Raw genomic sequence first — 15,528 nt, forward strand, 5'->3', positions numbered from 1 at the left:
CGCCGGCCCCCCCCCCCCACTCCCCCCCCCCCCCCCCCCCCGCCCCCCCGCCCCCCCCCCCCCCCCCCCCCCCCCCCCCCCCCCCCCCCCCCCCCCCCCCCCGTACCGCTGTGTCGTCCGCTGCGCGGGGTCTCAGGTCACTTCTGCGGCACCGCGCCGCCGGACTCCGCGTCGACCACCTTCCGGTCGCCGGGCGGCTGGTCCAGCGTGACCGTACGGGTCAGCTCCTTGGCGATCATGACGCAGACCTTGTCCGGGTCCGGCTTCGACTCCGCCACGCGCACCCGCACCGTGTCGCCGTCCTCCTTGGCGCTCACCTTGTACGTACTGCACGCGCCGCCCCAGAAGGTCACCGAGAGCGTCCGTCCGTCGGCGCTGTACGACTGGGCCGTGCCGCCGGCCCGCGTCGTGCCGCCCGCGTCCGGGGTCTTCTCCGACGGGGCGTCCTTCGTCAGGTACGCCGGGTCCACGGCGACCTGCGTGACGGTGTTGCCCGCCCCGCCCGCCGCCGGCCGGACCGTGAAGATCCAGGACGGGACGAGCAACTGCTTCCCGTCCACGTACTGCGCCGCCAGACCGAAGACGGCGTTGTCGACCGTCACCGTCGTCGTGGGCGGCTCGGCTCCGGTCCGCGCGCCGCAGGACTCCCCGGACGGCTTCCGGTCGCCGCCGAGGGGCGCCACCGTCGCGCACCCGCCGATGTTCTTGCGGCCGTCCGAGGGCTGCGCGGCGTTCAGCTGCTTCAGCGCGTCGGCCGCGCCGACCACCGGGTACTCGGCGCCCTTCTCCAGGCCCTTCAGCTGCCCGCCGCCGCCGATCACCTGCCCGTCCGTGCCGACCTGGACGCCGGTCGCCCAGCCGTACGTGGGGAGCCCGTCCACCACCGGATCGGCGTTCACCACGCGGGTCGAGCCCATCAGCTGACGGGCGTCGAGGGCGGCGCTGTCGTGGCCGACCGCCTTCAGTACGGGCGCCGCCGCCGTCATCGCGGCCTTCTCGCTCACCGGTGATCCCGAGCCGCCGGGCGCCACGCCCTTGCTCGAACAGGTCTTTTCGTGCCCGCAGTTGTCCGTGCCGCCGGAGCCGTAACGGGCGAACGTCCAGGTGCCCGGTGCCTGCTTGCCGACCCGCAGCACCGGCCCCGAGCCGTCGCCGTCGGGGCCCACCTTCCAGGAGGTGCCCTCTGCCCTCGGCGTGCCGTCGAGGCCGAGCGCCTTCGCCAGCCGGGCCACCTCGGCCGAGGAGACGGTTCCGCTCGTGCGCTGGACGGCGGCCTTCGCCGGGCCGTCCGGCAGCGCTCCGGCTGCCCGGTAGACCAGCCGTCCGCCGTGCGGATCGGGCTCGCCGGGGGCGATGCCCTTCGGCGGGGCCGACGGGTCGGAGGAGTGCGTGGCCGGTACGCCCGTCCGCTCGTCCAGGGAGAGTGGCGGGGGGTTGCCGGTGCCGCTGCCCGCACTGTCCTTGCCGCTGCCGCCGTCCGCCGCGGTCGCGGCCCAGTACGCGCCGCCGCCACCGGCCAGCAGTACGGCTGCCGCCACCGAGGCCACGGCGAGCGGCGAACGCCGCCGGGGGCCGGTCACGTCGTTGTCGGATCGCTCGGTGCTCACCGGATCGCTCCTTCGCCTGCATTGGCGTCATGTGCCTGGCCGGCACATGGCCCGCCCCTCGGGTGCGGACACCGATGGGACGGGGCGCGGGAGCGCACGGTTCCCCCGTGGGGCGGCAGTTGCGGCGGGAGGGAGGTCCGGGAGGGGCCGGCGCGCCGTCTTCGGGCGCCGGCCGCCGGCCCTGTCAGTCGCCGTACTCCGACATCGAGTCGATCAGCCTGGCCGAGGCGGGAGGCACCGTCACCCCGTGAATCAGGGACGGCGCCACAGGGGTCGCGGCGATCTTCGTGGGTACCACCCAGTGCGGAGCCATCCGTGCGCAGTCTCCGCGCAGCTCGGCCAGACCGGACTCGGACTCGGGCGGGGCGATGTTGTTCGACATATCCGCACCGTAAGCACCCCCGAGCTCAGGAGGAAAGCCCTACTATCGGGTAGTTTTTCCGCTTCGCCTGGTTGCCGGAACCGGTAGCGTTAACTGTCACGCCGACCCGGGAACGCGGACACCGTTCCCTCGACCTCCGCAGGAGCAGTCTCCCGTGCGTATCGCAGTCACCGGCTCCATCGCCACCGACCACCTCATGACCTTCCCCGGCCGATTCGCGGACCAGCTGGTCGCGGACCAGCTGCACACGGTCTCGCTCTCCTTCCTGGTCGACAACCTGGACGTGCGCCGCGGAGGTGTCGCCGCGAACATCTGCTTCGGCATGGGCCTGCTCGGCACCGCCCCGATCCTGGTCGGCGCCGCCGGCTCCGACTTCGACGAGTACCGCGCCTGGCTCGACCGCCACGGCGTCGACACCGGATCGGTGCGGATCTCCGAGGTCCTGCACACCGCCCGGTTCGTCTGCACGACCGACGTCGACCACAACCAGATCGGCTCCTTCTACACCGGTGCCATGAGCGAGGCCCGGCTGATCGAGCTGAAGGCCGTCGCCGACCGGGTGGGCGGCCTGGATCTCGTCTCCATCGGCGCCGACGACCCCGAGGGCATGCTCCGCCACACGGAGGAGTGCCGCTCCCGCGGAATCCCGTTCGCCGCGGACTTCTCGCAGCAGATCGCCCGGATGGACGGCGACGAGATCCGCATCCTGCTCGACGGCGCCACGTACCTCTTCTCCAACGAGTACGAGAAGGGGCTCATCGAGTCGAAGACCGGCTGGACCGACGAGGAGATCCTCTCCAAGGTCGGCCACCGCGTCACCACCCTCGGCGCCCAGGGCGTACGCATCGAGCGCGTCGGCGAGGAGCCGATCGAGGTCGGCTGCGCCGAGGAGAAGAGCAAGACCGACCCGACCGGCGTCGGCGACGCCTTCCGTGCCGGATTCCTCTCCGGCCTCGCCTGGGGCGTCGGCCTGGAGCGGGCCGCCCAGGTCGGCTGCATGCTCGCCACCCTGGTCATCGAGACGGTCGGCACCCAGGAGTACACCCTGCACCGCACCCACTTCATGGACCGCTTCACCAAGGCCTACGGCCACGAGGCCGCCGACGAGGTCCGCGCGCACCTCGCGTAAGAAGAGTCAGGACAGCCGGCGGACCACATAGGCCGAGCCCCGGTCCGCCGGCTCCTCACCCACGTACTCCTGCTCGCGCATCGCACACCAGGCCGGAATGTCGAGCCTGGCCGCCTCGTCGTCGGACAGGACGGTCACCGTCCCGCCCACCGGTACCCCTCCGATCACCTTTGCGAGCTCGATCACCGGAATGGGGCAGCGCCTGCCGAGCGCGTCGACGACCAGGGAGGCCGCCGGGGCGGGCGAGGACGCGGCCGCAGCGGGCGCCCCCAGCTTCTCGCGCACCCCCGCCACCGCCCCCGGAAGCACGTCGAGGAAGCGGTCGACGTCCTCCTCGGTGGTGCCCGGCGGGAGCGACACGCGGACATTGCCCTCCGACAGCACCCCCATCGCCCTCAGCACATGGCTCGGGGTCAGCGTGCTGCTCGTGCAGGACGAGCCCGACGACACGGAGAACCCCGCCCGGTCCAGCTCCAGGAGCAGGGTCTCCCCGTCGACATAGAGACAGGAGAACGTGACCAGGTGAGGCAGCCGCCGTACCGGGTCACCGACGACCTCCACATCGGGCACCAGTTCGGGCACCCGGCTCCGGATCCGGTCCACCAGGGCCCGCAGCCGCACCGACTCGGCGGCCGCCTCCGCCCGCACCGCCCGCAGCGAGGCCGCCGCGGCCACGATCGCCGGAATGTCCTCGAAGCCGGCGGCTCGCCCCGACTCCCGCTCGTCGGCCGGACCCTGGACCGCGAACCGGACGCCCTTGCGCACCGCCAGCAGCCCGACCCCGGGCGGCCCGCCCCATTTGTGCGCGCTCGCCGCGAGCAGCGACCAGCCGCCCGGCACCGGTGCCAGGCCCAGCGACTGGGCGGCGTCCACCAGCAGCGGCACCCCCGCCTCCCGGCAGAGCCCGGCGACCTCGGCCACCGGCTGCTCGGTACCGACCTCGTGGTTGGCGGACTGCAGGCACGCCAGCGCGGTGTCCTCGCGCAGCGCCGCCGCGTACTCCTGCGGGCTCACCGCCCCCGACCGGTCCACCGGCACCTCGGTGACCGATCCGCCCCGGCCCTCGTGGTCGGTGGCCGAATGGAGCACGGACGAGTGTTCGACGGCCGACACCACCAGATGGCGGCCGACACGCCGACGCCCGGCGAGAGCCCCGGAAATTCCTGAGTGCACCGCCCGGGTGCCCGAGGAGGTGAAAGTGAGCTCGTCGGGGCGGCAGCCGACGGCCTCCGCGGCAGCCTCCCTGGCCGCGTCCAGCAGCAGCCGGGCCCGGCGCCCCTCCCGGTGGAGCCGGGCCGGATCGGCCCAGCCCTCGTCCAGCGCGGCAAGCAGCGCCTGGCGGGCGACGGGGTGGAGGGGGGCGGCGGACGCGGCGTCGAAGTAGGGCACCCGGCCACGCTAGCCGGGTCCGGGGACCGGCTCGGTACCGCCCGCCCGCGGGGTCAGGAGAGGGGGCGTCAGATGGCGGCCGGTGGCACGGATTCCACCCCTTCGGGGAGTCGGACGGCGCGTTGGGCACCCTCCCCGCGCGACCCCAAATAGCGTCCAGTAGGGTTTGGTCCGCATAAACATCCAAACCCCTGCCCGCGTCAGGGGCGGCGACCGACAAACGAGACGGGCGCGCCGACCGTGCGGGCGAGACTCTCGGGAAGGCGCTACGTGAGTCCCAACGGCTCCGACCGCTCGTCGCGGCGCCCGATGCGGCGGAAGCTGCCGCAGGTGCTGACTGCGGGCCTGATCCTGGCGACCGCAACCGGTTGCACATACAAGGATTTCCCCCGCCTTGGTATGCCTACACCGGTAACGGAAGAGGCCCCACGGATCCTTTCCCTCTGGCAGGGCTCGTGGGCGGCAGCGCTCGCCACGGGTGTGCTGGTCTGGGGCCTGATCCTGTGGAGCGTCATCTTCCACCGGCGCAGCCGCACCAAGGTGGAGGTTCCTCCGCAGACCCGGTACAACATGCCGATCGAGGCGTTGTACACCGTGGTCCCTCTGATCATCGTCTCGGTGTTGTTCTACTTCACCGCGCGCGACGAATCGAAGATCCTCGAGCTCTCCCCGAAGCCCGCCCACACGGTCAACGTGGTCGGCTACCAGTGGAGCTGGGGTTTCAACTACATCGAGAACGTGGACGGCTCGGCCGCCACGGGCAACGAGGTCCCCAAGGAGCTCGACGCCATCCCGGACCGGTTCCGCAAGGACTTCCCCAAGGGTGCTGACGGCGTCTACGACGTCGGCGTCCCGGGAACCCGGAACCCGCAGAACGGCAACCCCGGTCCGACCCTGTGGCTGGCCAAGGGGGAGAAGGTCCGCTTCATCCTGACTTCGCGTGACGTCATCCACTCCTTCTGGGTGGTGCCGTTCCTCATGAAGCAGGACGTCATTCCGGGCCACGCCAACTCCTTCGAGGTGACTCCCAACCAGGAGGGCACCTTCAGGGGCAAGTGCGCCGAGCTCTGTGGCGTCGACCACTCCCGCATGCTCTTCAACGTCAAGGTCGTCTCCCCGGAGCGCTATCAGGCGCACCTCAAGGAGCTGGCGAAGAAGGGCAACACGGGCTACGTGCCGGCCGGCATCGAGCAGACTGACCCGGCCAGGAATGCGGAGACGAACAAACTGTGAGCATCCTCAACGAACCTCAGGGTGCCGCGGCAGCAGACGACTCGTACGAGGACGAGCTGCCGGTCCGGCGCAAGCAGCCGGGAAACGTCGTCATCAAGTGGATGACCACCACTGACCACAAGACGATCGGCACGATGTACCTGGTCACATCGTTCGCGTTCTTCTGCATCGGCGGTCTGCTCGCGCTCTTCATGCGCGCCGAGCTGGCCCGTCCGGGCACGCAGATCATGTCGAACGAGCAGTTCAACCAGGCGTTCACGATGCACGGCACGATCATGCTGCTGATGTTCGCGACGCCGCTGTTCGCCGGATTCGCGAACTGGATCATGCCGCTGCAGATCGGCGCGCCCGACGTGGCGTTCCCGCGGCTGAACATGTTCGCGTACTGGCTCTACCTCTTCGGCTCGATCATCGCGGTGGCCGGCTTCCTCACCCCGCAGGGTGCGGCCGACTTCGGCTGGTTCGCCTACTCCCCGCTTTCGGACGCGGTCCGCTCGCCGGGCGTCGGTGCCGATATGTGGATCATGGGTCTGGCCTTCTCCGGATTCGGCACGATCCTCGGTTCGGTCAACTTCATCACCACGATCATCTGCATGCGCGCACCCGGCATGACGATGTTCCGCATGCCGATCTTCGTCTGGAACGTCCTGCTGACCGGTGTCCTGGTCCTGCTGGCCTTCCCGGTCCTCGCCGCGGCGCTCTTCGCGCTCGAGGCGGACCGAAAATTCGGGGCGCATGTATTCGACGCGGCCAATGGCGGCGCATTGCTGTGGCAACACCTGTTCTGGTTCTTCGGGCATCCAGAGGTGTACATCATCGCTTTGCCCTTCTTCGGGATCGTCTCCGAAGTGATCCCGGTGTTCAGTCGAAAGCCGATGTTCGGATACATCGGCCTGATCGGCGCGACGATCGCCATCGCGGGTCTTTCCGTGACCGTGTGGGCCCACCACATGTACGTCACCGGCGGTGTGCTGCTGCCGTTCTTCTCCTTCATGACGTTCCTCATCGCGGTACCCACCGGGGTGAAGTTCTTCAACTGGATCGGCACGATGTGGAAGGGCTCGTTGTCCTTCGAGACACCGATGCTCTGGGCCGTCGGCTTCCTGATCACCTTCGCCTTCGGTGGTCTGACCGGCGTCATCCTGGCCTCGCCCCCGATGGACTTCCACGTCTCGGACTCGTACTTCGTGGTGGCGCACTTCCACTACGTGGTGTTCGGCACCGTCGTCTTCGCGATGTTCTCCGGATTCCACTTCTGGTGGCCGAAGTTCACCGGCAAGATGCTGGACGAGCGGCTCGGGAAGATCACCTTCTGGACGCTGTTCGTGGGCTTCCACGGCACGTTCCTGGTGCAGCACTGGCTGGGCGCCGAGGGCATGCCGCGTCGTTACGCGGACTACCTCGCGGCGGACGGCTTCACCGCGCTGAACACGATCTCGACGATCTGCTCGTTCCTGCTCGGCCTGTCGATCCTGCCGTTCTTCTACAACGTCTGGAAGACGGCCAAGTACGGCAAGAAGATCGAGGTCGACGACCCGTGGGGTTACGGCCGTTCGCTGGAGTGGGCGACGTCCTGCCCGCCGCCGCGGCACAACTTCATCACCCTGCCGCGGATCCGTTCCGAATCCCCGGCGTTCGACCTGCACCACCCGGAAATCACGGCGCTGGAGCAGCTGGAGCACCACTCCGAGGGCGACAAGGCCCTCGCCGGCGGCAAGGAGGCGGGCAAGTGAAGATCCAGGGCAAGCTGTTCATCTGGCTATCGGTCTTCATCCTCGCCATGGCCATCACGTACGGCGTGTGGTCCAAGGAGCCGGCCGGTACCACCGCGCTCGTCCTGGCCTTCGGCCTGAGCATCATGATCGGCTTCTACCTGGCCTTCACGGCCCGGCGGGTCGACGCGCTTGCGCAGGACAACAAGGAAGCCGACGTGGCGGACGAGGCCGGCGACGTGGGGTTCTTCTCCCCGCACAGCTGGCAGCCGCTCTCGCTGGCGGTCGGCGGCGCACTCGCCTTCATGGGAGTCATCTTCGGCTGGTGGCTGCTCTACTTCTCGCTCCCGGTGATCATGGTCGGTCTGTTCGGCTGGGTCTTCGAGTACTACCGCGGCGAGAACCGCACCCAGTGACACCGCTTCACCCGTGACACCGCTCCACCTGACGGGGGGCCCGCACTTCCACGAGAAGTGCGGGCCCCCCGTTTGCAGTCACCCCGCGCGCTGAAACGGATGAATCTTCTTAGCGTGGGTTCATGAACCACACGCCGCGCATCCGTCCCGTAGTGAGCTGCACTCTGCTGGTCGTGACCCTGGTCGCAGGGATGACCGCCTGTGGGGCGTCCGACAGTCATCCGCTCGCGGCGAAGCCGTACGACGCGGCGGATGAGATCTCCTCCAACACGCCCGACGGCGGTGAGAAGGTCGACCCGGACAAGCCCCTCGAAGTCAGCGTGGACGGCGACGACGGCCGGATCACCGACGTGACGGCCGTGGACGCCGAAGGACGCCATCTGGCGGGCGAACTCGACGCCGACGGACACCGCTGGCACTCCACCGCCCCGCTCGCCGCAGGCACCCGGTACACCGTCAAGGTCAGCATGGAGGACGACGACGGCGCCCCAGGCAGCCGCACGCTGTCCTTCGGGACCGCGGCCGCCAAGAGGTTCCTGAAGGTCACCTTCGGCCCTCAGACGGGCACCTACGGCGTCGGACAGCCCATCACCGCGCAACTCAGCGCCCCGATCGCCGACAAGGCCTCCCGCGCCACCGTGGAGCGCGCGCTGACCGTGCGCTCCACCCCCGCCGTGACCGGCTCCTGGTACTGGGTGGACGACAAGACGCTGCACTACCGGCCGAAGGAGTACTGGCCGGCCAAGGCCTCCATCGAGGTCAGCAGCGGTCTCACCGGCATCAAGGTGGCCAACGCGCTGTACGGGGCACCCACGAAAGCGTTGAAGATCACTACCGGCGACCGCATCGAGGCCATCACCGACGCCTCGGAGCACTCCATGACGGTCAAGCGCAACGGTGAGGTGATCAACACCATTCCGGTGACCACGGGCAAGCCCGGCTTCTCCACCCGCAACGGCGTCAAGGTCGTGCTGGGCAAGGAGTACTACGTACGTATGCGCGGGGAGACCATCGGCATCGCGGAGGGCTCGTCCGACTCGTACGACCTGCCGGTCTACTACGCGACCCGGGTCACCTGGAGCGGCGAGTACGTGCACGCGGCGCCCTGGTCGACCGGCTCGCAGGGAGTCGCCAACGTCAGCCACGGCTGCACCGGAATGAGCACCAGCGAGGCGGAGTGGTTCTACAACACCGTCCGCGAGGGCGACGTCGTCAGCGTCGTCGGCAGCGAGGGCGAGACCATGACGCCGTTCGACAACGGGTACGGCGACTGGAACCTCTCCTGGGCGAAATGGCAGAAGGGCAGCGCACTGCAGAACGACACGCCCGACCGGGTGGACCCGGTTCAGGCGGCGCGGCTGCGCCCCGGGGTCTGACCGGGGAGTGCGCTGCCCCCCGGAGGAACCAGCGGCAGGAGGAGGGGCCGGCAGCGGCCCCCCGGGCTCCCAGGGGCCCTCAGGCGCCCACGGAGAGCCTGCTGCGCAGCAGGGCGGCCAGGGAGTCCGCGAACCCGACCGGCTCGACCGGAAGGGTCACCGCGGCGTCCGCGCGGCTCCAGGTGGCCAGCCAGGCGTCCTGCGGGCGCCCCATGAGCAGCAGCACCGGCGGGCAGCGGAAGACCTCGTCCTTGATCTGCCGGCAGACGCCCATCCCGCCCGCCGGGGCGGTCTCACCGTCCAACACGCAGACGTCGACGCCTCCCTGCTCCAGGGCGTCCAGGACGGCGGGCAGGGTGGCGCACTCCAGGAACTCCACCGGCGGCACGTCCGCCGCGGGCCTGCGCCCTGCTGCCAGCCTCACCTGCTCACGGGTGTGGGCGTTGTCGCTGTAGACCAGGACCGTGGCGGTCGGCTGCATTGTTCCTCCGTGACATCCGTGTCTTCGGGGCTTTCGGGGCACTCGGTTCGTGAGGGCTGTCCGATGCGCGGATCGTACTCCGCCCGACAGCCTGTCAGCACCGCCCGGGACAGCGGATTCATGGGCCGTTCGGGGAGGACACACCCCTCTGACACACCGAACGGCACCCCCCGGAGTGAGGGCGGGATAAGCGACCGACATAATGTCGGTCGTGGCGACAGCAACGACAGTAGAAACCGGGCACGCGCACCCGTCGGTCAATCGGCCGAACCTCACCAGCGTCGGAACCATCATCTGGTTGAGTTCCGAGCTGATGTTCTTCGCGGCCCTCTTCGCGATGTACTTCACCCTGCGATCGGTGACCGGACCAGATCACTGGAAGGAAATGGCGTCGTCCCTGAACGTTCCGTTCTCGGCGACGAACACCACCATCCTGGTGCTCTCATCACTCACCTGCCAGCTCGGCGTCTTCGCCGCGGAGCGGGGCGATGTGAAGAAGCTCCGCGCCTGGTTCGTGATCACGTTCGTGATGGGTGCGATCTTCATCGGAGGCCAGATCTTCGAGTACACCGAGCTGGTGAAGAAGGACGGCCTCTCGCTGTCCTCGGATCCGTACGGCTCGGTGTTCTACCTGACCACTGGCTTCCATGGTCTGCATGTGACAGGCGGTCTGATCGCCTTCCTGTTCGTTCTGGGCAGGACATACGCAGCCAAGAGGTTCACCCATGAACAGGCGACCGCTGCCATCGTCGTGTCCTATTACTGGCACTTCGTCGATGTTGTGTGGATCGGCCTCTTTGCCACGATCTACTTGATCAAGTAACCGGGCTCGAGCCCGAACCACATCCAGCATCGACGCAGAAGATCCTGACACCGGGGTAATCCGTGAAAAAGCTCTCCGCACGACGACGCCATCCGTTGGCGGCGGTCGTCGTACTACTCCTCGCGCTTGCGGCTACCGGGGGGCTGTACGCCGCGTTTGCGCCCGCGAGTAAGGCGCAGGCCGACGAAACCGCCCAGTCCCTCGCCATCGACGAGGGCAAGAAGCTGTACTCCGTCGGTTGCGCCAGCTGCCACGGAACCGGCGGTGAGGGAACCACCGACGGTCCCCAGCTTGTCGGCGTGGGCTCCGCAGCCGTGGACTTCCAGGTCGGTACCGGCCGTATGCCCGCGCAGCAGCCGGGTGCCCAGGTACCGAAGAAGAAGGTCATTTACAACCAGGCCGAGATCGACCAGCTCGCGGCGTACGTCGCGTCGCTCGGCGCCGGCCCGATCGTCCCCACCAAGAGCCAGGTCAGCCCCGAGGGCGCGGACGTGGCCAAGGGCGGCGACCTGTTCCGTACCAACTGCGCCCAGTGCCACAACTTCACCGGCGAGGGCGGTGCCCTGACGAAGGGCAAGTTCGCTCCCAGCCTTGAGGGCGTGGACCCGAAGCACATGTACGAGGCCATGCAGACCGGGCCTCAGAGCATGCCGTCCTTCCCGGACACGACGATGCCCGAGCAGCAGAAGAAGGACATCATCGCGTACGTCCAGACCGTGAACAGCGCGCAGGCCGAGAGCCCCGGTGGCCTCAAGCTGGGCGGTCTCGGTCCGGTCAGTGAGGGTCTGTTCGGCTGGATCTTCGGGCTCGGCGCACTGATCGCAGTTGCCATCTGGGTCGCGGCCCACACCGCTAAGGCCAAGAAGTCATGAGTAGCCAAGAGATTCCAGAAGAGAACCTGCCCGCAGAGCAGGTCCCCGCGCACGGCGCGGTAGAGGGCGCGGACGACCCGTTCGCGGACCCGGGGCTGCCGGCTCACAAGCCGCGCGTCCAGGACATCGACGAACGGGCCGCGGACCGGTCGGAGCGCGTGGTCGCGTTCCTGTTCACGCTGTCCATGCTGGCGACGGTCGGCTTCATCGCCTCCTACGTCATCTTCCCGGTCGACCAGATCGTCTACATCTTCCCGTTCGGTCATGTGAGCGCGCTCAACTTCTCCCTGGGACTGACCCTGGGCGTGGCGCTCTTCACGATCGGCGCGGGCGCCGTCCACTGGGCGCGCACCCTGATGTCCGACGTCGAGGTCCCGGCCGAACGGCACCCGATCGCGGCCGAGCCCGAGGTCAGGGCGCAGGTCCTCGCGGACTTCGCGGCCGGTGCCGAGGAGTCCGTGCTCGGCCGGCGCAAGCTGATCCGCAACACCATGTTCGGCGCGCTGGCCCTGGTGCCGCTCGCCGGTGTGGTGCTGCTGCGCGACCTCGGTCCGCTGCCGGAGAAGAAGCTCCGCTCGACCCTGTGGGCCAAGGGCAAGCAGCTCATCAACATGAACACGAACGAGCCGCTCCGCCCCGAGGACGTGGCCGTGGGTTCGCTGACCTTCGCCATGCCCGAGGGCCTGGAGGAGGACGCTCACGACTTCCAGACGCAGATCGCCAAGGCTGCGCTGATGATCATTCGCATCGAGCCGTCCAACATCAAGGACAAGCGCGAGCGCGAGTGGGCCCACGAGGGCATCGTGGCCTTCTCGAAGATCTGCACCCACGTCGGCTGCCCGATCAGCCTGTACGAGCAGCAGACGCACCACGTGCTCTGCCCGTGCCACCAGTCAACCTTCGACCTCTCCGACGGCGCCCGCGTCATCTTCGGTCCGGCCGGTCACGCTCTCCCGCAGCTGCGGATCGGCGTGAACAGCGAGGGTAACCTCGAGGCGCTCGGTGACTTCGAAGAGCCCGTCGGTCCTGCATTCTGGGAGCGCGGATGAGTACTGCGACCGATACGAAGCGCAAGGCGCCCGCCGGTGAGAAGATGGCCGACTGGGCGGACGGCCGGCTCGGGATCTACTCCCTGGCCAAGGCCAACATGCGTAAGATCTTCCCGGACCACTGGTCCTTCATGCTCGGTGAGATCTGCCTCTACAGCTTCATCATCATCATCCTCACGGGTGTGTACCTGACGCTGTTCTTCCACCCGAGCATGGCCGAGACCGTCTACCACGGTCCGTACGAGCCCATGCAGGGCATCCGGATGTCCGAGGCCTACGCCTCGACGCTGAACATCAGCTTCGACGTCCGCGGTGGTCTGCTGGTCCGGCAGATCCACCACTGGGCCGCGCTGATCTTCCTGGCCGGCATGTTCGTGCACATGATGCGCGTGTTCTTCACGGGCGCGTTCCGCAAGCCGCGTGAGATCAACTGGCTGTTCGGCTTCCTGCTGTTCGTGCTCGGTATGTTCACCGGCTTCACCGGCTACTCGCTCCCGGACGACCTGCTCTCGGGTACGGGTGTCCGCTTCACCCAGGGCGCGATCCTGTCGATGCCGATCGTCGGCACCTACATCTCGATGTTCCTGTTCGGCGGGGAGTTCCCGGGCGGCGACTTCGTCGCGCGGTTCTACTCGGTGCACATCCTGCTGCTGCCGGGCATCATGCTCGGGCTTCTGGTGGGCCACCTGATCCTGGTCTTCTACCACAAGCACACGCAGTTCGCGGGTCCCGGCCGGACCAACAAGAACGTCGTGGGCATGCCGCTGCTGCCGGTGTACATGGCCAAGGCCGGAGGCTTCTTCTTCCTGGTCTTCGGTGTCATCGCCGTCATCGCGGGCATCGCCTCGATCAACCCGATCTGGGCCATCGGCCCGTACCGCCCGGACCAGGTGTCCACCGGCGCCCAGCCCGACTGGTACATGGGCTTCGCCGAGGGTCTCGTCCGAGTGATGCCTGGCTGGGAGATCAACCTCTGGGGTCATACGCTCGTCCTGGGCGTGCTCATCCCACTGGTGCTCTTCGGGCTGATCCTGGGTGCGATCGCGATGTACCCGTTCATCGAGTCCTGGGTCACCGGGGACAAGCGCGAGCACCACATCCTGGACCGCCCGCGCAACGCCCCGACCCGTACGGCCTTCGGTGTCGCGTGGATCACGGTGTACTTCATCGGTCTGGTGGGCGGCGGTAACGACCTCTGGGCGACGCACTTCCACCTGTCGCTGAACTCGATCTCGTGGTTCGTCCGGATCTTCTTCTTCGTCGGACCGGTCCTCGCGTTCGTCGCCACCAAGCGGATCTGCCTCGGCCTCCAGCGCCGGGACAAGGAGAAGGTGCTGCACGGGCGCGAGTCCGGGCTCATCAAGCGCCTGCCGCACGGTGAGTTCGTCGAGGTCCACGAGCCGCTGTCGCAGGGCCAGCTGCACACCCTCACCGCGCACGAGCAGTACGCGCCGGTCGAGCTCGGCCCGCTGGTCGACGAGAACGGTGTCAAGCGCAAGGTGTCGCCGGTGGAGAAGGTGCGCGCCAAGCTCAGCAAGAGCTACTTCGGCGAGCACAACCAGATCCCCAAGGCGTCCCCCGAGGAGTACAAGGAGATCACCGAGGGCCACGGCCACCACTGATCACCTGAGCTGATCGCCACAGCGGGAGCCCCGTCCATCCATACGATGGACGGGGCTCTTCGCTGTCCCCGGCGCTCGATAGGGTGGTCGCATCCCTATATCGGCTGTGGACCCCAGGAGCGGACCATGAACGTTGTGACCCCGGTCGGCGGCGACAGCGTGGCGGCTCGTACCTGGCCCGGCGTGCTGACCCCGCTGCTGCGCGGCGAGGACCTGAGCGCGGACGACACCGCGTGGGCGATGGACCGCATCATGAGCGGCGAGGCGACCGACGTGCAGATCGCCGGCTTCGCGGTGGCCCTGCGCGCCAAGGGCGAGACCGTCACGGAGGTCACCGGCCTGGTCCGTGCGATGTACGAGCACGCCACCACGATCCACGTGCCCGGCCGCACGGTCGACATCGTCGGCACCGGCGGCGACATGGCCAAGACGGTCAACATCTCCACCATGTCCGCGATCGTCCTGGCCGGGGCGGGCGCCAAGGTCGTCAAGCACGGCAACCGCGCCTCCTCCTCGGCCAGCGGCTCCTCCGACGTACTGGGCAAGCTCGGCGTCAACCTGGACCTGCCCCCGCAGCGCGTCGTCGAGGTGGCCGAGGAAGCGGGCATCACCTTCTGCTTCGCGGTGAAGTTCCACCCCGCCCTGCGCTACGCGGCGAAGGCCCGCGCGGAGCTGGGCGCCCCGACCACCTTCAACATCCTGGGCCCGCTCACCAACCCGGCCCAGGTGCGCTCCCAGGCCATCGGTGTCGCCGATCTGCGGATGGCGCCCATCGTCGCGGGCGTGCTCGCCGAACGAGGCAACTCCGCGCTGGTCTTCCGCGGCGACGACGGCCTGGACGAGCTGACCACCACCGCGACCTCCCGGGTCTGGGTGGCCCGCGACGGCGTCGTGCGCGAGCAGGCCTTCGACCCGCGCGACGTCGGGCTGGAGCTGGTGCCGGTGGAGGCGCTGCGCGGCGCCGACGCCTCGTACAACGCCGATGTGGCCCGCCGGCTGCTGGCCGGCGAAACGGGGCCCGTACGGGACGCCGTCCTGCTCAACGCGGCGGCGGCGCTGGTCGCGCTCGACCCGGGCGACGGCACGCTCGACGAGCAGCTCGCCGCCGGTATGGCGAGGGCCGCCGAGTCCATCGACTCCGGGTCCGCGGGGCGCGCGCTGGAGAGATGGGTCGCGGCCAGCAACGCCTGAGCACGCGACCCTGACACACGGAACACGGAGCGAGGCGCAGTCCAGATCATGGACTGCGCCTTGCGCGTTCTCCCACGTATGGCAAGATGCTGCGCAGGTCATGAGTGACAGCGACTACGGCCCCGGCCCGCTGTCCGGCAACCCTCCGTCCGTGGCGGGGTGCCCCGGGTGAAGACCAGGCCGTAGGCAGCGAGGTCTGCGGCAAGCGCGGACCCCTCGACGTCGTAAGGCGTCCACCCGTGGGGT

General features: G+C 68.8%; 14 protein-coding genes and 1 riboswitch. Of the genes, 10 read left to right on the forward strand and 4 right to left on the reverse strand.

Annotation, left to right across the window (positions count from 1 at the left end):
- Window positions 1-137: 137 nt before the first annotated feature.
- Both ACGFU6_RS12470 and ACGFU6_RS12475 read right to left on the reverse strand, forming a co-directional pair.
- Entirely contained in the window at window positions 138-1,607 is a 1,470-nt protein-coding gene (locus ACGFU6_RS12470) for a hypothetical protein (protein ID WP_393610212.1), read from the reverse strand.
- A gap of 184 nt (window positions 1,608-1,791) precedes the next feature.
- Window positions 1,792-1,989, reverse strand: coding sequence for a hypothetical protein (locus ACGFU6_RS12475; RefSeq protein ID WP_393610214.1), 198 nt, complete (start codon window positions 1,987-1,989; stop codon window positions 1,792-1,794).
- Window positions 1,990-2,143: 154 nt separating this feature from the next.
- Here ACGFU6_RS12475 and ACGFU6_RS12480 point away from each other — a divergent pair, with 154 nt between their 5' ends.
- Window positions 2,144-3,118, forward strand: a complete 975-nt coding sequence (locus tag ACGFU6_RS12480; RefSeq protein ID WP_393610216.1) for a carbohydrate kinase family protein — start codon at window positions 2,144-2,146, stop codon at window positions 3,116-3,118.
- A gap of 6 nt (window positions 3,119-3,124) precedes the next feature.
- On the opposite strand, the gene ACGFU6_RS12485 is transcribed toward ACGFU6_RS12480, so the two are convergent.
- Complete coding sequence (locus ACGFU6_RS12485; RefSeq protein WP_393610218.1) at window positions 3,125-4,507, reverse strand: cysteine desulfurase/sulfurtransferase TusA family protein; 1,383 nt, start codon at window positions 4,505-4,507, stop codon at window positions 3,125-3,127.
- Window positions 4,508-4,777: 270 nt separating this feature from the next.
- Between ACGFU6_RS12485 and coxB the strand changes: the two genes are divergently transcribed.
- The 4 genes from coxB (at window position 4,778) to ACGFU6_RS12505 (ending at window position 9,244) form a co-directional block, all read left to right on the forward strand.
- A complete protein-coding gene (gene coxB, locus ACGFU6_RS12490) occupies window positions 4,778-5,740 on the forward strand; it encodes a cytochrome c oxidase subunit II (RefSeq protein ID WP_393610220.1) in 963 nt (320 codons plus the stop codon).
- Window positions 5,737-7,473 (forward strand): cytochrome c oxidase subunit I, encoded by a 1,737-nt coding sequence (ctaD, locus tag ACGFU6_RS12495; protein ID WP_073735590.1) that lies wholly within the window; start codon window positions 5,737-5,739, stop codon window positions 7,471-7,473. Before coxB ends, ctaD begins: the two co-directional genes overlap by 4 nt.
- On the forward strand, window positions 7,470-7,868 hold the full coding sequence (locus ACGFU6_RS12500; protein WP_393610222.1) for a cytochrome c oxidase subunit 4: 399 nt from the start codon (window positions 7,470-7,472) through the stop codon (window positions 7,866-7,868). Before ctaD ends, ACGFU6_RS12500 begins: the two co-directional genes overlap by 4 nt.
- 122 nt (window positions 7,869-7,990) lie before the next feature.
- Entirely contained in the window at window positions 7,991-9,244 is a 1,254-nt protein-coding gene (locus ACGFU6_RS12505) for an Ig-like domain-containing protein (protein WP_393610224.1), read from the forward strand.
- Window positions 9,245-9,323: 79 nt separating this feature from the next.
- Here the strand turns inward: ACGFU6_RS12505 and ACGFU6_RS12510 are convergent, their stop codons facing one another.
- On the reverse strand, window positions 9,324-9,725 hold the full coding sequence (locus ACGFU6_RS12510) for a hypothetical protein (RefSeq protein WP_123526526.1): 402 nt from the start codon (window positions 9,723-9,725) through the stop codon (window positions 9,324-9,326).
- 202 nt (window positions 9,726-9,927) lie between these two features.
- Between ACGFU6_RS12510 and ACGFU6_RS12515 the strand changes: the two genes are divergently transcribed.
- From ACGFU6_RS12515 to trpD, 5 genes are all read left to right on the forward strand, one after another.
- Window positions 9,928-10,548: a heme-copper oxidase subunit III gene (locus ACGFU6_RS12515; RefSeq protein ID WP_024494183.1), complete on the forward strand. Its 621-nt coding sequence runs from the start codon at window positions 9,928-9,930 to the stop codon at window positions 10,546-10,548.
- Between the two features lie 62 nt (window positions 10,549-10,610).
- Window positions 10,611-11,420 (forward strand): c-type cytochrome, encoded by an 810-nt coding sequence (locus tag ACGFU6_RS12520; RefSeq protein WP_123526527.1) that lies wholly within the window; start codon window positions 10,611-10,613, stop codon window positions 11,418-11,420.
- Complete coding sequence (locus ACGFU6_RS12525) at window positions 11,417-12,469, forward strand: Rieske 2Fe-2S domain-containing protein (RefSeq protein WP_393610226.1); 1,053 nt, start codon at window positions 11,417-11,419, stop codon at window positions 12,467-12,469. The genes ACGFU6_RS12520 and ACGFU6_RS12525 overlap by 4 nt, the downstream gene beginning before the upstream one ends.
- Complete coding sequence (locus tag ACGFU6_RS12530; RefSeq protein ID WP_393610228.1) at window positions 12,466-14,091, forward strand: cytochrome bc complex cytochrome b subunit; 1,626 nt, start codon at window positions 12,466-12,468, stop codon at window positions 14,089-14,091. Before ACGFU6_RS12525 ends, ACGFU6_RS12530 begins: the two co-directional genes overlap by 4 nt.
- A gap of 126 nt (window positions 14,092-14,217) precedes the next feature.
- The gene (trpD, locus tag ACGFU6_RS12535; protein ID WP_393610229.1) at window positions 14,218-15,282 is read left to right on the forward strand and encodes an anthranilate phosphoribosyltransferase; all 1,065 of its coding nucleotides are present in this window, start codon (window positions 14,218-14,220) and stop codon (window positions 15,280-15,282) included.
- Window positions 15,283-15,378: 96 nt separating this feature from the next.
- Window positions 15,379-15,496: riboswitch (SAM riboswitch) on the forward strand.
- The last annotated feature ends 32 nt before the right edge of the window (window positions 15,497-15,528 follow it).

Origin of the sequence: Streptomyces sp. NPDC048462, from assembly GCF_043200175.1 — a bacterium.
Lineage (GTDB): Bacteria > Actinomycetota > Actinomycetes > Streptomycetales > Streptomycetaceae > Streptomyces.